Raw genomic sequence first — 17998 nt, forward strand, 5'->3', positions numbered from 1 at the left:
CTTCCACAGATTATGACTGCGTCCAAAAAAACTGACGTCTTATTGATTTTACATTTAAATTCCATGAAAAAACTTTACTCTTATCACCATTTAAAATGGGTTTCCACTTTATTAATTTTCCTGTTTTCATTTCAGGTGGCTTTTGGACAAACTGTTGTAGAAAACTATGATGATGATGCAGGCTATTCTATTACCAGTAAAGATTTTACCAATGATGGGATCAGGTATCAAATTAATGGTCCTGACCCAACCTATACCCATAAAACATCAAACAGTACTTATTCTCTATCTGAGGGGGGACTTTCAGACTATGCTCTTCAATTTGATACGGGTGGAGAGGGTACGATCAGTTCCATTACCATCAGTCTTAGTTCTGGAGGCAATTTTAGCCTAAACTCTTTATCATTTGATATTCAGGTCACTGGCAACGTTAACTTTTCAACCAGCGCGGGAGGGAATGTAATCTTACCGCCGAATGATGGCCCATTTGCTCTTTATCGAAATTACAATTTTTCCTCCCAATCAGGTTTTAGCAATATCACCAGCTTCACAATTTCTGGAGTAGATATTGTTGTCGATTTGGATGATTTATCCTATACCATACCTTCAGCGAACACACCACCAACTGCTTCCAGCTTTACAGCTGCCAATGGTCCCTATGAGAATTTGACCTATACTTTTTCAACAGCAAGCTTTGGCTATTCAGACAGTGATGGGGATCCTATCAGCCATGTCTTAATAGAATCCCTGCCAGATGAGGGAACCTTATATGTTGATGCAGATAACGATGATGTTTATGACGTCGGAGAGGAAGTCAGCATCAATGACCAAATCAGCAAGGCAGACCTAGATGCAGGAAATCTTCAATACATTCAAAATGGATCAACCAATACTTCATTTCAATTTGAGGTGAATGACGGAACGGATAATAGTACTGGAAATTACATAGCGACATTAAATATTACCCCTGTTCCCACGGTTACACTTTATTTGACTAAGGCAGAAGACTTTGAAGGAAACTCCTCAGATAAGATGATCCAGGTTAATCTTTCACATTCTTTTGTGGCACCAGTCACGGTGAATCTAGGTTTCGGAGGTACGGCAACTGGGTCAGGAGTTGATTATTCGGTTCTTGTAAACCCAGTTATAATCAATCCTGGAACTACATTTGGGATGAGTGCTATTAGATTGGTTCATGATGCCCTGTATGAAGGAGATGAGACTATAACCATTGATATTGCTTCTGTGACGAATGGGGTTGAAAATGGTGCTCAACAACAAACTTTTACAATTTTGGAAGATGATCTCGCACCAACAGTTTCGCTCGAAGTAGTGGATTTTTGGAATCCTATTACTGATGAAAGTGGCAGTTATGCTTTTGTTAGAGGGAAAATTGATGCAGTAGCAGGAACGTCGATAACTATCCCTTTAAGCTTTTCAGGAACGGCGGTTGAAGGAACCGATTATGAAACTACTGATCTCGCGATTACCCTATCTCCAGGACAAACCATGGACAGTATTCGGGTGGAATCCCTTTTGGATGGAATAGAAGAAGGAGATGAGACCATTATTATTGATATGGGTGCTCCGACCAACGGAATTAAAGGCAGCCCTGATCAGGTGACTTTGACCATCAAGGATGAGGATTTGGCTGCTCCTAAGGATTATACCGTAGAAATTAATCAGGACCGGATTCTTCCGTCCAATTCATCCGATGTCAGTTTTACCTTTACCAATGCCGAAATAGACGCGACCTATAATTATCTATTTACCAGTGCTGCAGGGGGAAGTACCGTTTCGGGTTCTGGAACAATTACTACAGCTAATCAAACCATTTCCAATATTGATCTAAGTGGATTGTCAGATGGTACCATTACACTTTCGGTGGACCTGACGGATTCATTCAATAATACCGGTGCCACAGTCCAAGATATTGCAGAAAAATTGGCCAGTATCCCTCCCTTCATGACGGGGGTTCCAACGGATATTACTGTGACCGAAGGAGTACCAAGCAGTATTGATCTGTCAGGATCCACTTTAGGTGATCCAGATGCAGCACCTGATGATGTGTTGGGAATCACATATATTGCTTTGGGAGGAACACCTTCTTTTAATCCTGGAGTTGGTATTACAGTCAGCCAGCCAGTTCCTGGAGTTTGGACTACTTCGGGTACTATTTCAGACTTAAACACCTACCTGAGTGATCCATCCTCTATTATGTTTACCAGCAATCCAGGAGTAATAGGGGATAATGCCGGAACCATTGACTTAATCGGGAACGATGGACTAGTAGGTGCGTCATTTGGTACTGTTAATATCGATGTGGTCACACCTACTTTAATTTCCATCAATGATGTTACGGTAGCTGAAGGCGACGCAGGTACTTCCACCCTACGGTTTACCGTATCATTAGATGCTCCAGCTCCGGCAGGCGGAGCTACGGTTGATTATGCCACATCGGATGGAACAGCCACAGCTGGATCAGATTATACAGCTATTAGTGGAACGCTGAATTTTGCAGCGGGAGAAACCAGTAAGACGATAGATGTGTCTGTAAATAGAGACACTGAAGTAGAAGGAAGCGAAACATTTACCATAACCCTTTCTAACCCTACAGGAACAGGGGTTGTCCTTGATGAGGCCATGGGCACTGGGTTGATTTTTAATGATGATTTCAAAAAGGCAACCAGAATTTATTGGGCTAATCGTGAAAAGATACAATCTGCTAAGCTAGATGGTTCGGATATACAAACAATTGCAACAGGTCAATACAATGGAATTCGTATTGATCACGAAAATCAGAAGCTATATTTCAATGAGCTCAGCGGTGATATTTTGAAAGCGGATCTGGATGGATCCAATGTAGAAACCATCGTTTCCGGAGCTGAAGCTTTCGGAATTGCATTGGATCTTGCCAATAGTAAAATTTACTGGACGGAATATGATAATAATAGGATAAGAAGAGCCAACCTGGACGGTTCCAATGTGGAAGATGTAGTTGCATCAGCTAATGGTCATACTGGGGTTTGGGTTGACAATTACACCAACAAAATATATTGGAGTGGTTATTTTTTAGATAAATTTTTCAGATCAAATTTAGATGGTACGAATAAAGAAGTTGTGGTCTCGAAAATAGGCAATCCATGGTCAGTTCAGGTAGATGCTTTAAATGGTAAACTATATTTTACGGATTATTATGAGTTAGGAAGAGCCGATATGGATGGATCCAACATTGAAACTCTATCTAATTCTGGAACTTCGCTTGGAATGGATCTTGATTTGAAAGCAGGTAAAGTATATTATGGAGCAGCAGGAATCCGAATGGCAAATTTGGACGGAACTAGTGAAGCGGAAATAATACCTTATGCTTCCTCGGGTGACGTTTGGGGAATTGCACTAAGTACCGAAGATATTGATGTTTCTGTCTCTGTAGACGACGCAAGCATAGCAGAAGGAAACTCAGGAACAGGCACCTTAACCTTTACTGTAAGTCTGGATAATCCCGCTCCGGCAGGAGGAGCGACTGTTGACTATGCGACATCCAATGGATCTGCGATAGCAGGATCTGATTTTACCGCAGCAAGTGGAACAATAAGTTTTGCAGAAGGAGAGACCAGTAAAACCATAGATGTAAGCATAGCAGGTGACGAAATTCTAGAATCTGATGAGACGTTAACACTGATGCTTTCGAATCCTACTGGTACCAATGTCATGATCACTGATGGTACCGGCATGGGCACAATTACAAATGATGATCAAGCTGCTGTTACTATAGCAGAAGTGAGCGGAAATGAAGATGATGGAGCAATAACCTTAACGGCCACATTAGACAATGCTGTCCAAGGTGGATTTACAATAGATGTAAGCACTGCTGATGGTACGGCCACTGTTGCCGACAATGACTACACTGCCGTGACCGGTCAAACCTTAACCTTTGCAGGTACCGCAGGTGAAATCCAGACCTTTACTGTGACGCCAACCCTTGATTTAGTGCAGGAAGTGGATGAAACTTTAACTGTTTCTCAATCCAATTTGGCAAGTACAAGTCTAGCAGTGGATATTTCAGATGGAGCAATAGTTACGATCCTTAATGATGATTTCCCTCCTTCGGGATATACAGTGGCTTGGGATGATAATTTGATCAATTCTACTGAGGCCTTAAATACATTCTTTACAGTCTCTAATGCAGAGGTAGGCGCCACTATATTCTATTCCATTTCCAGTAGTGGAGATGGCAATACTGCCACTGTTGCCGGTAGTAAAGCAGTAGTTGATCTTAACCAAGTTGTCAATGTTGATGTGAGTTCTTTGGTTGATGGACACTTGACTGTAGAAGTTTATCTTCAGGATGCAGGTGGAAATAAAGGTCCTACAATAGGTAATAATTCTACGGTGTTGGACCAAACAGCTCCTCCAGCTCCAGGTACTCCGGATTTGACTCGGGGTTCTGATTCCGGAGTATCGGCTTCGGATAACATTACCAATGATTTAACGCCGACCTTTTCAGGGACAGCATTGGCAAATAGTACAGTCACTGTGATCAGTGACAAGGATGGGGTACTGGGTACCACAACTGCGAATGGATCCGGTAATTGGACCTTTACTGCAGGGAGCGATGTATCGAAAGGTGTTCATGTCATGACTGCTACCCAAGCTGACTTGGCAGGCAATAACAGTCCTGCCTCTAGTGGCTTGTCAGTCACTTTTGATGCCAATCCTCCTTCGGTCATATTAAAACCCGGTACCACTAACCTTACTTTGAACCAAGATGGAATTTCACCTACACTTTCCATATCTGAATTGTTGTACTTTGCAATTTTTGACGATTTCACGCCACAAGGAAATATTCAGTCAAGCTTAAGTAAATCAGTTTTCAATTGCTCTGATGTCGGAACTAATTCTGTAACTGTTACTGTAACCGACCTGGCTGGAAATTCTTGGATTGGGAACGCAAGTGTCAATATTATTGATTCAACAAATCCAGCCATTCTTGCAAAATCAACAATCACCCTGAATGTGGATGCATTTGTAACAGTTGATTTGACCGTTGGAATGATAGATGAGGGATCCACAGATGCCTGCGGAATTCAGTCTCAAGTATTAAGTAAAACTTCTTTCAGCAAAACTGATGAAGGATCCAATACAGTGAAATACACTGTTACCGATGTAAATGGTAATTCATCTGAAGTTGATATCGAGGTTATTATTGTGGTGGTTCCAAAAGTTCTCACTGTGACCGTTGATGCTGGTCAGACCAAGATCTATGGAGATCTCGATCCGGTATTAACTTATCAGGCTTCAGGATTTGAACCAGGGGATGATGTAGGTATTTTGACTGGCGCTCTTTCAAGAGATCCGGGAAGCGACGTAGGGACTTATGCGATTACTTTGGGTACGCTGGATGCAGGACCAAATTATACCATCAATTTCACCGGTTCGGACTTTGAAATCACATCTGCCCCCTTGAATGTGACAGCGATTAGGAATTCTAAAGTATATGGGGATGCCGATCCAACCTTTGTCTTTGTTGCCTCAGGACTGAAAAATGGAGATCCAAGTTCTACAATCACAGGGGCTTTGGGAAGAGCAGTAGGCGAAGATGTTGGGATTTATGCTATCAATCAGGGGACACTAGATGCAGGTCCAAACTATTCGATCAACTTCGCTACTGCGAACTTTGAGATTACCCCAGCTACCTTGGATATCACAGCTGATGCAGGTCAGAATAAGGTGTATGGCCAAGTCGATCCAGAATTGACGTATCAGTATTCAGGCTTGAAAAATGGGGATACAAAAGAAGGAGTGATCACCGGAGCATTGGCAAGAGCAACTGGAGAAGATATTGGAACATACCCAATTAATCAGGGGACGCTGGATGCAGGATCTAATTATACGATCAATTTTATTGATGAAGATTTTGTAATTACTCAGGGAACGATCAACGGAATCACCTTTGATGACGCCAGTTTTGTTTACGATGGAATAGAGAAGTCTCTGGCCATCACCGGTCCGCTCCCAGTGGGAACCCATGTGAATTATAGCAACAACGGAAGGACGGATGTTGGCACCCAGCAGGTTACCGCCACGATCAGTGGATCGAACTTCACGACTCTGGTGCTGACTGCAGATTTGACGGTAACACCAGGAACTATCACGGGAATCAGCTTTGATGACGCCAGTTTTGTATACGATGGAACAGAGAAGTCTCTGGCCATCACCGGTCCGCTCCCAGTGGGAACCCATGTGAATTATAGCAACAACGGAAGGACGGATGTTGGCACCCAGCAGGTTACCGCCACGATCAGTGGATCGAACTTCACGACTCTGGTGCTGACTGCAGATTTGACGGTAACACCAGGAACTATCACGGGAATCAGCTTTGATGACGCCAGTTTTGTATACGATGGAACAGAGAAGTCTTTGGCCATCACCGGTCCGCTCCCAGTGGGAACCCATGTGAATTATAGCAACAACGGAAGGACGGATGTTGGCACCCAGCAGGTGACAGCTACGATCAGTGGATCGAACTTCACGACTCTGGTGCTGACTGCAGATTTGACGGTAACACCAGGAATTATCACAGGAATCACCTTTGATGACGCCAGTTTTGTATACGATGGAACAGAGAAGTCTCTGGCCATAGCTGGTCCGCTCCCAGTGGGAACCCATGTGAATTATAGCAACAACGGAAGGACGGATGTAGGTACCCAGCAGGTTACCGCCACGATCAGTGGATCGAACTTCACGACTCTGGTGCTGACTGCAGATTTGACGGTAACGCCAGGAACTATCACGGGAATCAGCTTTGATGACGCCAGTTTTGTATACGATGGAACAGAGAAGTCTTTGGCCATCACCGGTCCGCTCCCAGTGGGAACCCATGTGAATTATACCAACAACGGAAGGACGGATGTTGGCACCCAGCAGGTTACCGCCACGATCAGTGGATCGAACTTCACGACTCTGGTGTTGACTGCAGATTTGACGGTAAGCCCAGCGACTTTGGATATCACAGCAGATGCTGGCCAATCCAAAATCTATGATGATCCAGATCCGGTATTCAGCTTTGTAGCCGATGGCTTCGAAGGAGGAGATACTGAGACAATTCTCACAGGATCATTGACCAGAGCAGCTGGAGAGGATGTGGGCATCCATCCGATCAATCTGGGTACCCTGGATGCCGGTCCAAACTATACGATCAATTTCATTAGTGCTGACTTTGAGATCATACCTGCTACCTTGGGTATTACTGCTTATGCCGGCCAGAGTAAGATTTATGGAGATTCAGATCCAACACTTGGCTATCAGGTGGCAGGCCTGAAAAACGGAGATACCGAAGGAGTGATCACCGGAGCATTGGCCAGAACAGTAGGGGAAGATGTGGGAATCTACGCGATCAATCTAGGAACACTGGATGCCGGAGCAAATTATACGATAGTATATAGCATAGCTGAGTTTGAAATAACTAAAGCAGCCTTGACGGTAACTGCTGAAGATCAAAGTAAGGTTTATGGTGAGGCTGACCCTAGTTTAACTGTGAGCTATTCTGGCTTTGTGAACGGTGATGATGAATCTGCTTTGGGCGGAACGCTTGATGTGAGCCGTGCAGCCGGAGAGGATGTGGGCACTTATGCAATTACCGCTTCGGGTTATACTTCAAGCAATTATACCATCAGCTATGTAGATGGCAGCTTAGAAATCACCCAAGCAGCCTTGACCGTTACCGCTGATGACCAAAGCAAGGTTTATGGTGAGACTGATGGTGCTTTAACAGTAAGTTATTCGGGATTTGTGAATAGCGATGATGAAACGGCATTGGGCGGTACTTTAAATATAAGCCGTGCAGCCGGAGAGGATGTGGGCACTTATGCAATTACCGCTTCGGGTTATACTTCAAGCAATTATACCATCAGCTATGTAGATGGCAGCTTTGAGATCACGCAGGCAGCCCTGACAGTTACCGCTGATGACCAGAGCAAGGTTTACGGAGCAGCTGACCCAGCTTTAACAGTAAGTTATTCGGGATTTGTGAATGGTGATGACGCAACTGCCTTGGGCGGCACACTGGATGTAAGCCGAACTACCGGAGAGGATGTAGGTAACTATGCGATTACCGCCTCTGGTTATACTTCCGGTAACTATACGATCAGCTATGTGGATGGTAACTTGGAGATCACCAAGGCAGCTTTAACCGTAAGCGCTGATGACCAGAGCAAGGTTTACGGTGAGGCTGATGGTGCTTTAACAGTAAGTTATTCGGGATTTGTGAATAGCGATGATGCAACTGTCTTGGGCGGTACTTTGGATGTAAGCCGAGCAGCCGGAGAGGATGTAGGTACTTATGCGATTATGGCTTCCGGCTATACTTCAAGCAATTATACCATCAGCTATGTAGATGGCAGCTTTGAGATCACGCAGGCAGCCCTGACAGTTACTGCGGACGATCAAAGTAAGGTTTATGGAGAATCTGACCCAGCTTTGACCGTTTCCTATTCCGGCTTTGTGAACGGCGATGATGAGACTGCCTTGGGTGGCACATTGGATGTAAGCCGAGCTGCCGGAGAGGATGTGGGCACTTATGCAATTACCGCTTCTGGTTATACTTCCGGTAACTATACGATCAGCTATGTGGATGGAAACTTTGAAATAAACCAGGCAGCCTTAACAGTCACTGCTGATGATAAATCCAAGGTTTACGGAGAAACAGATGCTGCCTTGACCGTTTCCTATGCAGGTTTTGTGAACGGCGATGATGAGACTGCCTTGGGTGGCACATTGGATGTAAGCCGAGCTGCCGGAGAGGATGTGGGCACTTATGCAATTACCGCTTCTGGTTATACTTCCGGTAACTATACGATCAGCTATGTGGATGGCAACTTTGAAATAAACCAGGCAGCCTTAACAGTCACTGCTGATGATAAATCCAAGGTTTACGGAGAAACAGATGCTGCCTTGACCGTTTCCTATGCAGGTTTTGTGAACGGTGATGATGAGACTGCCTTGGGTGGCACATTGGATGTAAGCCGAGCTGCCGGAGAGGATGTGGGCAATTATGCGATCACTGCTTCAGGTTATACTTCCGGTAACTATACCATCAGCTATGTGGATGGAAACTTTGAGATTACCCAAGCAGCCTTGACAGTTACCGCTGATGACCAAAGCAAGGTTTACGGAGAAACTGATGGTGCTTTAACAGTAAGTTATTCGGGATTTGTGAATGGTGATGATGCAACTGCCTTGGGCGGCACACTGGATGTAAGCCGAACTACCGGAGAGGATGTAGGTAACTATGCGATTACCGCCTCTGGTTATACTTCCGGTAACTATACGATCAGCTATGTGGATGGTAACTTGGAGATCACCAAGACAACTTTAACCGTAAGCGCTGATGACCAGAGCAAGGTTTACGGTGAGGCTGATGGTACTTTAACAGTAAGTTATTCGGGATTTGTGAATAGCGATGATGAAACTGTCTTGGGCGGCACACTGGATGTGAGCCGAGCAGCCGGAGAGGATGTGGGCACTTATGCAATTACCGCTTCTGGTTATACTTCAAGCAATTATACCATCAGCTATGTAGATGGCAGCTTTGAGATCACGCAGGCAGCCCTGACAGTTACTGCGGACGATAAATCCAAGGTTTACGGAGAAACAGATGCTGCCTTGACCGTTTCCTATGCAGGTTTTGTGAACGGTGATGATGAGACTGCCTTGGGTGGCACATTGGATGTAAGCCGAGCTGCCGGAGAGGATGTGGGCAATTATGCGATCACTGCTTCAGGTTATACTTCCGGTAACTATACCATCAGCTATGTGGATGGAAACTTTGAGATTACCCAAGCAGCCTTGACAGTTACCCCCGATGACCAGAGCAAGGTGTATGGCACCGCAGATCCTGTATTGAGCTATACGGCTTCCGGTTTTGTCAATGGTGACGACGGCAGCATCCTTAGTGGCAGCCTGAGCAGGGTTTCCGGAGAAGACATCGGAGTTTATGCCATTGAGCTGGGCAGCCTGTCAGCCGGGGGCAATTATGATATTGTCTACCAGCCGGCCACGCTTACCATCCAGGGCAGGAAGATCGAAGAGGTTTACGAACCTACTGCGGTTACCGTGGACTGGGGAATCGATTTGGTCGAAATACCTTTGCCTGAAACAGTATTGGTGAGAACCGAACAAGATGAATTCATTAATCTGGAGGTGAATTGGAATGTATCCACAGTGGATACCAGGAACAGGGGAGCTTACCGTATAACGGGGACCTTACAACTACCAGGAACCATCTTGGGAGAAGGACTACCTGTACCGTTTATGTTTGTCAATGTAAATGCCAAGCCTGCCCCAGTGGACCTTGTCCTTGACAATAACAGTTTCGAGGCCCAGAACGGCCCTGTAGCGATAGGCAGCATCACGGTGGTGGATCCAGTGGATAACCAACATGTTCTGGAACTTGTTTCCGGAGCAGCGGACAATGGCTATTTCTCCCTTTCTGGCAACAGCCTGTACTGGGACAGCCAGGAAGCATTGGCGGGCAGAACTGCTTTCTCGGTCGAGGTGATGGTGGTGGATGCCGATGGCAATACACTTTCCAAGGTCTTTGAGGTCAACAGGCTGAGAAAATCCCTGAACGATATCGTGATCTACAATACCTTCAGTCCAAATGAAGACGGTACCAATGATACTTGGGGTGTTGAGGAGCTCAGGTACCAGACCGGTGTAAGGATCATGATATTTGAAAAAAGTGGTAACAGGCTCTTCTATACCGAAAATCCTGAAAAAAGGTGGGATGGAACCTATAAGGGCAAGGAAATGGCAGTAGGGAGCTATTTCTGGGTAATCGAGTCCAAGGAAGATGATAAGGTACGAAGAGGCACCCTTAATTTATTGAAATGATGAAAAGGTTTTGTCAAGTAATTAAAGATTGTTTTGGAAATAGAAAGCCAGTTAATCAAATGAAAAAGGTTTTAGTTTATACATTGATGTTCATGCTGTCGGCACCTTTGATGGTGCTGGGGCAGTCGAGAAAATACATTAGCCAGTTCAACTTTTTCCAGAGTTACTATAACCCCGGGTTGACCGGTTATGAGGGCAGTACTTTAAGGGGCTTTGTCAGGAACCAATGGAGTGGTTTTGAAGGAGCGCCAAGGACCATGTTCTTTAGTGCGGAGCTGGATTTCGGGGAAATGAAAGGAGAGGAAGATCCTGCCCTGATGGGCAAAAATGCGGCCAGCCTCAACCTATTGTTCGATGAGTACGGGGCCTTCAGGGAAACCTCCCTGGTGCTGGGCTATGCCAGCAGGATCAGGCTGACAGAAAAGCACAACCTGCGCCTGGGTGCGGGGGTAAGCTATACCAATGTCAAACTGGACGGCACGTCCATGACCGTGGAGCAGCAGAACGACGAATTGCTGGGCCAGTATATCGGCGGCTTTTCCGATATGCAGATCATCGACTTCAATGTAGGCCTGGCGCTGACGCACGAAAAGTACTACCTGTCCTATGCCATGCACCAGGTCAACGGGGGCAGCATTTCCAGCGGAGATGAATTTATGGAAGGCAGGCCGATCAACTATATTGTACAGGCGGGCTACCGGGAGGCCCTGAGTGATCAGGTGTCCGTAATCGGGAATTTCTTTTACCGCAACCAGGAGGACCTTCCGGACAATATAGAATTTAACCTGAAGGCATTGTTGATGGACAGGTTCTGGCTAGGGGCAGGGCACCGGGTGGATTATGCGAACAATTTGCAGCTGGGCTTCCTCTTGAAGCGGGTGAAGGTAGGCTATGTCTATGAGTTCCCGACCAACGGCAGTTACCTGCTCCCTGGCAATACCCACGAGTTCATGGCCATATTCAACCTGTTCAGGACCAACGAAAGGAAACATGCCAAGGAAGTCTTGATTTGGTAGGGATATTATTAAAGGTCCTCATGGCTGGAACCATGAGGACCTTTAATATCAGTTTTTTATCTTTAAGAGCTTAGATTTCATTTTTTCAACCTCTCAAATAAGCAGTTCATAGATTTTAAAAGGTTAATAATAATCCCCCTATGCTATAAAGAGATGAACTCATCATTTTTGCTGTCTTTTAGGTATTGATTAAAATCCTGTCAAAAGATACTAAGGTTTGAGAATGGTCATGAACCAAGATTCGATGGTTGAACCCGGAGTATGCAGAAGTACTGTCCAGTAACAATTCAGCACTTATTGCCTATTTCTGCTTACAAGCTCCTAGGCTTGTCTTTACCTTTGTTTATATAAAAACCAAATTATCTTCGGGTCACACAGGGATCTCCTTCGGATCACCTTCGGATTAAGCTCGGATATTTCCGAGTTAAATCCGAAGATAATTTGGATAAAAACCCTGCTTGATCCAGAGATATGGAAAAGGATACCTTACTTGTCCAAGGCTAATCCATAATGGGTACATAAAGGGATATAAGGTGTTTAGGAGATTGCTCGCTCCGTTGACTACATATAGAATGGAAGAGAAGTGGTGCAGGTTGAAATACTTGGGGCAAGAATATTTTGACTTGAATATGCATTCTTTTTCATAATTACAGATAAATACAGCCCTGTCCTCCCACTACACATATCTAATTGACAGCCATTTCCCCCTCCGAGATAAACCTGTGGTTAATAATGATGAGATATTGATAGGGTCAAACCCGAAATATGCATGAGCCTATCTATAATAATTCCCAAAGCATCATCAAGGTTTAATAAAGACGCTCCTACCCTTACCATCAGAAATATCACCGCCCCAAAACCTCCGATAAACCACTGATAATAAAACAAATCCACCCCATATCTATTGGACTATGCTCATGGAATAGTTAAATTATGGACAAGACCTAACAGCACCAGTGCTAACGCCATTTTTATGAAAACGCTATTTTGCTTCATCTTCCTTTTCACACCTCTTTTGCTGGCTGCTCAAGATGCCACTGAGATCATCAAGAAGGTCGATCAGAAAATGAGGGGCAAATCTTCATCCTCCAATATGACCATGAAAATCATCAGGCCAGATTGGTCAAGGGAAATTTCAATGAAAGGCTGGAGCCTAGGAACCGGCTATTCCCTCATCCTTATCACCAGTCCAGCAAGAGACCAAGGCACCGCTTTCCTCAAGCGTGATAAAGAAATTTGGAACTGGCAACCTACCATTGATAGGGTGGTGAAGCTGCCTCCTTCTATGATGAGCCAGTCTTGGATGGGCTCAGATTTTACTAATGATGATCTGGTGAAAGAATCTTCAGTACTTGAGGATTATGACCATTTTCTTAAAGGAGACACCATCATCAATAATTATGATTGCTGGAAACTAGAACTCATTCCCAAGGAGGATGCCGCAGTAGTATGGGGATCAATTGAATTATTTGTATCCAAAACGGACTATATAGAACTGCTCATCCGCTACTTTGATGAGGATGGCTTTCTTATCAATACCATGATTCTTTCAGACATCAAAGAAATGGATGGAAGACTAATTCCCAGTAAAATGGATATGATCCCTGAGGAAAACCCCGACCAAAGGACAGTCATTATCTATAATGATCTTGATTTTGATATCGACATCGATGAAGGTTTTTTCTCTATTCAAAAAATGAAACGTATACGCTGATGCTTCTTAAATTGGCTTGGAGAAATATCTGGAGAAATAAACGGCGGACCATTATCACCATTGTCAGCATTGCTTTTGCTGTCATCTTGTCCAGCCTTATGCGCTCCATGCAATTGGGTTCCTATGAAAGAATGATTGATAACAGCGTGCGTTTTTTGACCGGTTATATACAGATCCACCAAAAAGGATATTGGGAAGAGCAGGTAATTGATAATGCCTTCAAGCCTTCTTCAAACTTACAGCAAAAAGTCGAAGGAATCGAAGATGTAGAAGCAGCGGTCCCAAGACTGGAATCCTTTGCCTTAGCCTCTTACCGAACCCAGACCAAAGGGGCATTGGTCATAGGCATTGACCCTCAAAAAGAAGCCGCACTCACCAATGTCGAGGATAAGATTGTCCAAGGTAGCGCCTTTGAGATTAACGAAGAACATGTGCTGATCGGAACAGGACTGGCAGAATACCTGAAACTTTCTGTTGGCGATACCATCGTATTGATCAGCCAGGGTTACCATGGGGCAAATGCTGCAGGAAAATATACCGTTAGTGGTCTGGTCCAGTTTGGTTTGCCACAGCTCACCAATCAGGTAGTTTTCATGCCCTTGCCAGCCGCTCAATATTTCTTTGGTGCTGAGCAACTGCTTACTGCCTTAGCCATAGTCACTGAGCATCCAAAACATGTAAGTTCTATTGAGGCCAGTTTACGGGAGGAGCTTGACACCACTGCATTAGAAGTCATGAACTGGAGAACAATGATGCCAGAATTGGTTCAGGGAATAGAGGTAGACAATATTTCTGGCATTATCATGCTCATGCTACTCTATGTGGTAATAGGCTTTGGTATGTTTGGGACATTTCTGATGATGACCACCGAGCGTCTTTATGAGTTTGGGATTTTACTTTCCGTAGGAATGAGAAGGTACAAACTGCAATTGATTATCTTTGCAGAAATCATCATGCTGGCTATGATCGCTGTATTGGCAGGATTTGCCTTAAGCATCCCACTCATAAGTTATTTTTATCATCATCCCATCTCCTTATCTGAAGAATACAAGGCAGCATTTGAAAAGTTTGGAATCGAAGCGGTTTATGTTTTCAGTCTGGAACCCGTAGTATTTACCAGTCAGGCATGGGTGGTGTTTTTTATGGCCTTGGTGCTGGGGGGATACCCGATATATAGCATCTGGAAACTGGAACCTGTAACTGCAATGAGAGAAGGAAGGTAAATGAATATGCTAATCAAAATCGCTTGGAGAAATGTATGGAGAAACAAAGGCCGGAGCATGGTGGTCATTGGCGCTATTGTCGTGGGCATCTGGGCCTTGATTTTTATGTTGGGCTTTATGAATGGCTTCACTGTTTCCTATATCAATGGGGCCATTGAGCATGAAATCTCCCATATACAAATCCACCACCCAAAATTCAAAGAAGATTATAAAATAAGCTACAACATCCCAAATGGCACTGCCTTGGAAAAAACCCTTTCTTCTGAGCCAGGGATAGCCGCGATTTCCCCCAGAAGCTTAACCAATGGCATGGTTTCATCCACCAGAAAAGCCAGCGGAGTGCGTATATACGGCATCATTCCTGAACTGGAAAAAAGGGTCACCCACCATGACTCCTTATTAACAGAGGGCACTTATTTTGAATCCAAGCAGAAAAACCCCGTTGTAATTGGAAATGAGCTGGCGGAGGATCTGAAGGTAAACATCAACTCAAAAATAGTCCTGACCTTTCAAGATGAAGAAAACAATTTGGTTGCAGGAGCATTCCGAATAGTAGGCTTGATAGAAACCACCTCTCCCAATATCAACCAAGCTACTGCCTATGTAAAGAAGGAAGACCTGAACCGAATTGCCGGAATAGAGGATAACATTCATGAAATCGCCATTTTCCTTAACCATCCGGAAGATGAAACCATATTGGTGAAAGCACTTGAACAAAATCATCCAGCACTTCAGATAGAATCTTGGAGAACCATCGCCCCGGAACTAGAACTCTTCCTTTCCATGACGGATAGTTTCCTCTGGGTGCTTTTTGGGATCATCATGACAGCGCTCATATTTGGCATTATCAATACCATGTTGATGGCTGTATTGGAACGTCATAGAGAACTGGGCATGTTGATGGCCATAGGGATGAACAAATGGCGGGTGTATATCATGATCGTCATTGAAACAGTATTTCTATCCCTGGTGGGCGGCCCTTTGGGAGCTATTATTGGCCTGATTACCATGAATTGGCTGGGCATTCATGGTATTGATTTGAGTGCCTATTCAGCAGGACTAAAAGCCTATGGCTATGACAGCATCCTCTACCCTAGCATTGAAAACGACACCTATATATTGGTTACTATTGGAGTAATTATCACTGCTTTGGCCGGAGCCCTTTATCCTGCCCACAAAGCCATTCAACTCAAGCCAAGCGAGGCCTTGCATATGACGTAAACAAAAGAGATTATGGAAACAACCATTGGGAAAAAAATTGTCATTTCAACTGAAGACTTAGCCAAGACCTACCATGAGTCGAAGATACCAGTTCAGGCATTAAAAGATGTTGACCTGAAGATCGAAGAAGGTGAGTTTACGGCAATCGTCGGTCCTTCTGGTTCTGGTAAGACCACTCTTTTAAATATCATTGGAGGCCTTGACTCTCCCAGTAAAGGGAAGGTCATTATAGGAGACACAGATATATCAAAGTTGAAAGAGTCCGCACTGATAGATTTCAGGCTGCACCATATTGGTTTTGTTTTTCAGCAATACAATCTTATTCCAGTGCTCACAGCCAAAGAAAACGTGGAGTTTATCATGTTGCTGCAAAAGAAATCAATGCAAGAAATGGAAGAAAGGGCCATGCAACTTTTAAAAGAGGTGGGCTTGGAAGACAAAGCCCAAGTCCGACCCGCAGAATTATCAGGGGGACAACAACAGCGGGTAGCGGTAATCAGGGCATTGGCCTCGAGACCAAAATTTATCCTGGCAGATGAACCTACTGCCAACTTGGACTCAGCTGCTGCTGGAAATTTATTGGATATGATGGCCCGAATGAACCGTGAAGAAAATATGACCTTCATTTTCTCCACCCATGACCAAAGGGTCATTGACAAGGCCAGAAGAGTAGTCACCTTGGAAGATGGCAGGATCATAGAAGATGAAGTTCGTTAAACTCATATTGATTTGCCTTATATATGGCTTTCTGCAAGATCCTAGCTTTGCACAGGAAGACAAGGCCAAAACCTTCTTTGTCAATGGATATCTCAAAGAAATGGTTTCCTTCAATGACCTTGAAGACAGCGCATTGGTAGACAATCTCATCCATAACCGGCTCAATTTTAAATGGTATCCAAATGAGAACATCAGGTTTTATGGAGCTTTAAGATCCAGGTTATTTATTGGTCAAACCAGCAAATACCTTGAAAACTTTGAAGACTTCATCGATTATGACACCTACTACTTTGATCTAAACTGGACCATTATCAATGAAAATGGTGTAGTACTCCACACGATGATTGACCGGTTTTATATGGAATGGATCAAGGAAAAGCTAACGGTTAAACTTGGCCGGCAAAGGATCAATTGGGGCATCAATACCATTTGGAATCCAAACGATATTTTCAATGCCTATTCCTATTTTGATTTTGACTATGAAGAAAGGCCTGGGATCGATGCCCTCCGAACAGAATATTACACAGGGACCAATTCCAGCCTTGAGATGGCTATCAGCCTTCCTTCAAAAACCATCAATCCGGACAGTACAGCAATGAATATTTTTTCCTCTGCCTTAATGTACAAGACCAATAAATGGAATTATGACTTCCAGTTTATGGGAGGCTACAGCCGAGAAAACTGGGTTTTGGGAGCAGGCTGGGCCGGCAACTTGGGCAGTGCCAGCTTAAAAGGAGAAATGAGCTACTTTTATCCCAGAGTAAAAAGTAAAACAGATCCGAAGGCATTTGTGGGCAGTATTTCCCTGGATCATTCAATTGGAAATTTTTATTATAACGTTTCGTATCTTTTCAATGAAGCAGGCTATAAAGATCTGGGCGCAGAAGGATTGATCAGATTGAATAGCCGAGCATTAACGGCCAAAAACCTCTCCCCCTATAAACATTCCGGATTCATTCAGGCCAGTTATCAAGCTCACCCTCTTATAAATGCTGGATTTGGAACGATGCTGTTTCCACAAAACAAAGCCATGTTCCTCTCCCCTTTTGCGACTTGGAATATTTTTCAGGATTTTGACATAGACTTTATTGTCCAGGCATTTTATGCAGAAGATACCTCAAGGGATAAATTCCGTTCTTATTCCACCTCTTACTTTCTACGGGGAAAATGGAGCTTTTAAGTTGAGGCATTAAAAATCATCAGATTGCTCCATA

At 44.2% G+C, this 17998-nt stretch carries 7 protein-coding genes; all 7 read left to right on the forward strand.

The features are described 5' to 3' along the window. Positions 1-63 precede the first annotated feature (63 nt). Positions 64-10893 carry an MBG domain-containing protein gene (locus KZP23_RS01730; protein WP_226334434.1) on the forward strand — a complete coding sequence of 3610 codons (10830 nt, stop codon included), beginning with the start codon at positions 64-66 and terminating at the stop codon, positions 10891-10893. 59 nt (positions 10894-10952) lie between these two features. After that, positions 10953-11909 (forward strand): PorP/SprF family type IX secretion system membrane protein, encoded by a 957-nt coding sequence (locus tag KZP23_RS01735; protein ID WP_226334435.1) that lies wholly within the window; start codon positions 10953-10955, stop codon positions 11907-11909. 973 nt (positions 11910-12882) lie between these two features. Then, positions 12883-13623, forward strand: a complete 741-nt coding sequence (locus tag KZP23_RS01740) for an outer membrane lipoprotein-sorting protein (protein ID WP_226334436.1) — start codon at positions 12883-12885, stop codon at positions 13621-13623. After that, positions 13623-14846: an ABC transporter permease gene (locus KZP23_RS01745; protein WP_226334437.1), complete on the forward strand. Its 1224-nt coding sequence runs from the start codon at positions 13623-13625 to the stop codon at positions 14844-14846. The genes KZP23_RS01740 and KZP23_RS01745 overlap by 1 nt, the downstream gene beginning before the upstream one ends. Positions 14847-14852: 6 nt before the next feature. Continuing rightward, positions 14853-16067 carry an ABC transporter permease gene (locus KZP23_RS01750; protein WP_226334438.1) on the forward strand — a complete coding sequence of 405 codons (1215 nt, stop codon included), beginning with the start codon at positions 14853-14855 and terminating at the stop codon, positions 16065-16067. Positions 16068-16079: 12 nt separating this feature from the next. Continuing rightward, positions 16080-16784, forward strand: a complete 705-nt coding sequence (locus KZP23_RS01755; protein WP_226334439.1) for an ABC transporter ATP-binding protein — start codon at positions 16080-16082, stop codon at positions 16782-16784. Beyond that, a complete protein-coding gene (locus KZP23_RS01760) occupies positions 16771-17964 on the forward strand; it encodes a hypothetical protein (RefSeq protein WP_226334440.1) in 1194 nt (397 codons plus the stop codon). Before KZP23_RS01755 ends, KZP23_RS01760 begins: the two co-directional genes overlap by 14 nt. Positions 17965-17998: the final 34 nt, after the last annotated feature.

This window comes from Echinicola marina, assembly GCF_020463795.1.
In the GTDB taxonomy this organism is placed as follows: domain Bacteria; phylum Bacteroidota; class Bacteroidia; order Cytophagales; family Cyclobacteriaceae; genus Echinicola; species Echinicola marina.

What these genes read in the sequence shown, in the direction of transcription:
- KZP23_RS01730 (WP_226334434.1), top strand. Translation starts at nt 64, where the DNA reads ATGAAAAAACTTTACTCTTATCACCATTTAAAATGGGTTTCCACTTTA.
- KZP23_RS01735 (WP_226334435.1), top strand. Translation starts at nt 10,953, where the DNA reads ATGAAAAAGGTTTTAGTTTATACATTGATGTTCATGCTGTCGGCACCT.
- KZP23_RS01740 (WP_226334436.1), top strand. Translation starts at nt 12,883, where the DNA reads ATGAAAACGCTATTTTGCTTCATCTTCCTTTTCACACCTCTTTTGCTG.
- KZP23_RS01745 (WP_226334437.1), top strand. Translation starts at nt 13,623, where the DNA reads ATGCTTCTTAAATTGGCTTGGAGAAATATCTGGAGAAATAAACGGCGG.
- KZP23_RS01750 (WP_226334438.1), top strand. Translation starts at nt 14,853, where the DNA reads ATGCTAATCAAAATCGCTTGGAGAAATGTATGGAGAAACAAAGGCCGG.
- KZP23_RS01755 (WP_226334439.1), top strand. Translation starts at nt 16,080, where the DNA reads ATGGAAACAACCATTGGGAAAAAAATTGTCATTTCAACTGAAGACTTA.
- KZP23_RS01760 (WP_226334440.1), top strand. Translation starts at nt 16,771, where the DNA reads ATGAAGTTCGTTAAACTCATATTGATTTGCCTTATATATGGCTTTCTG.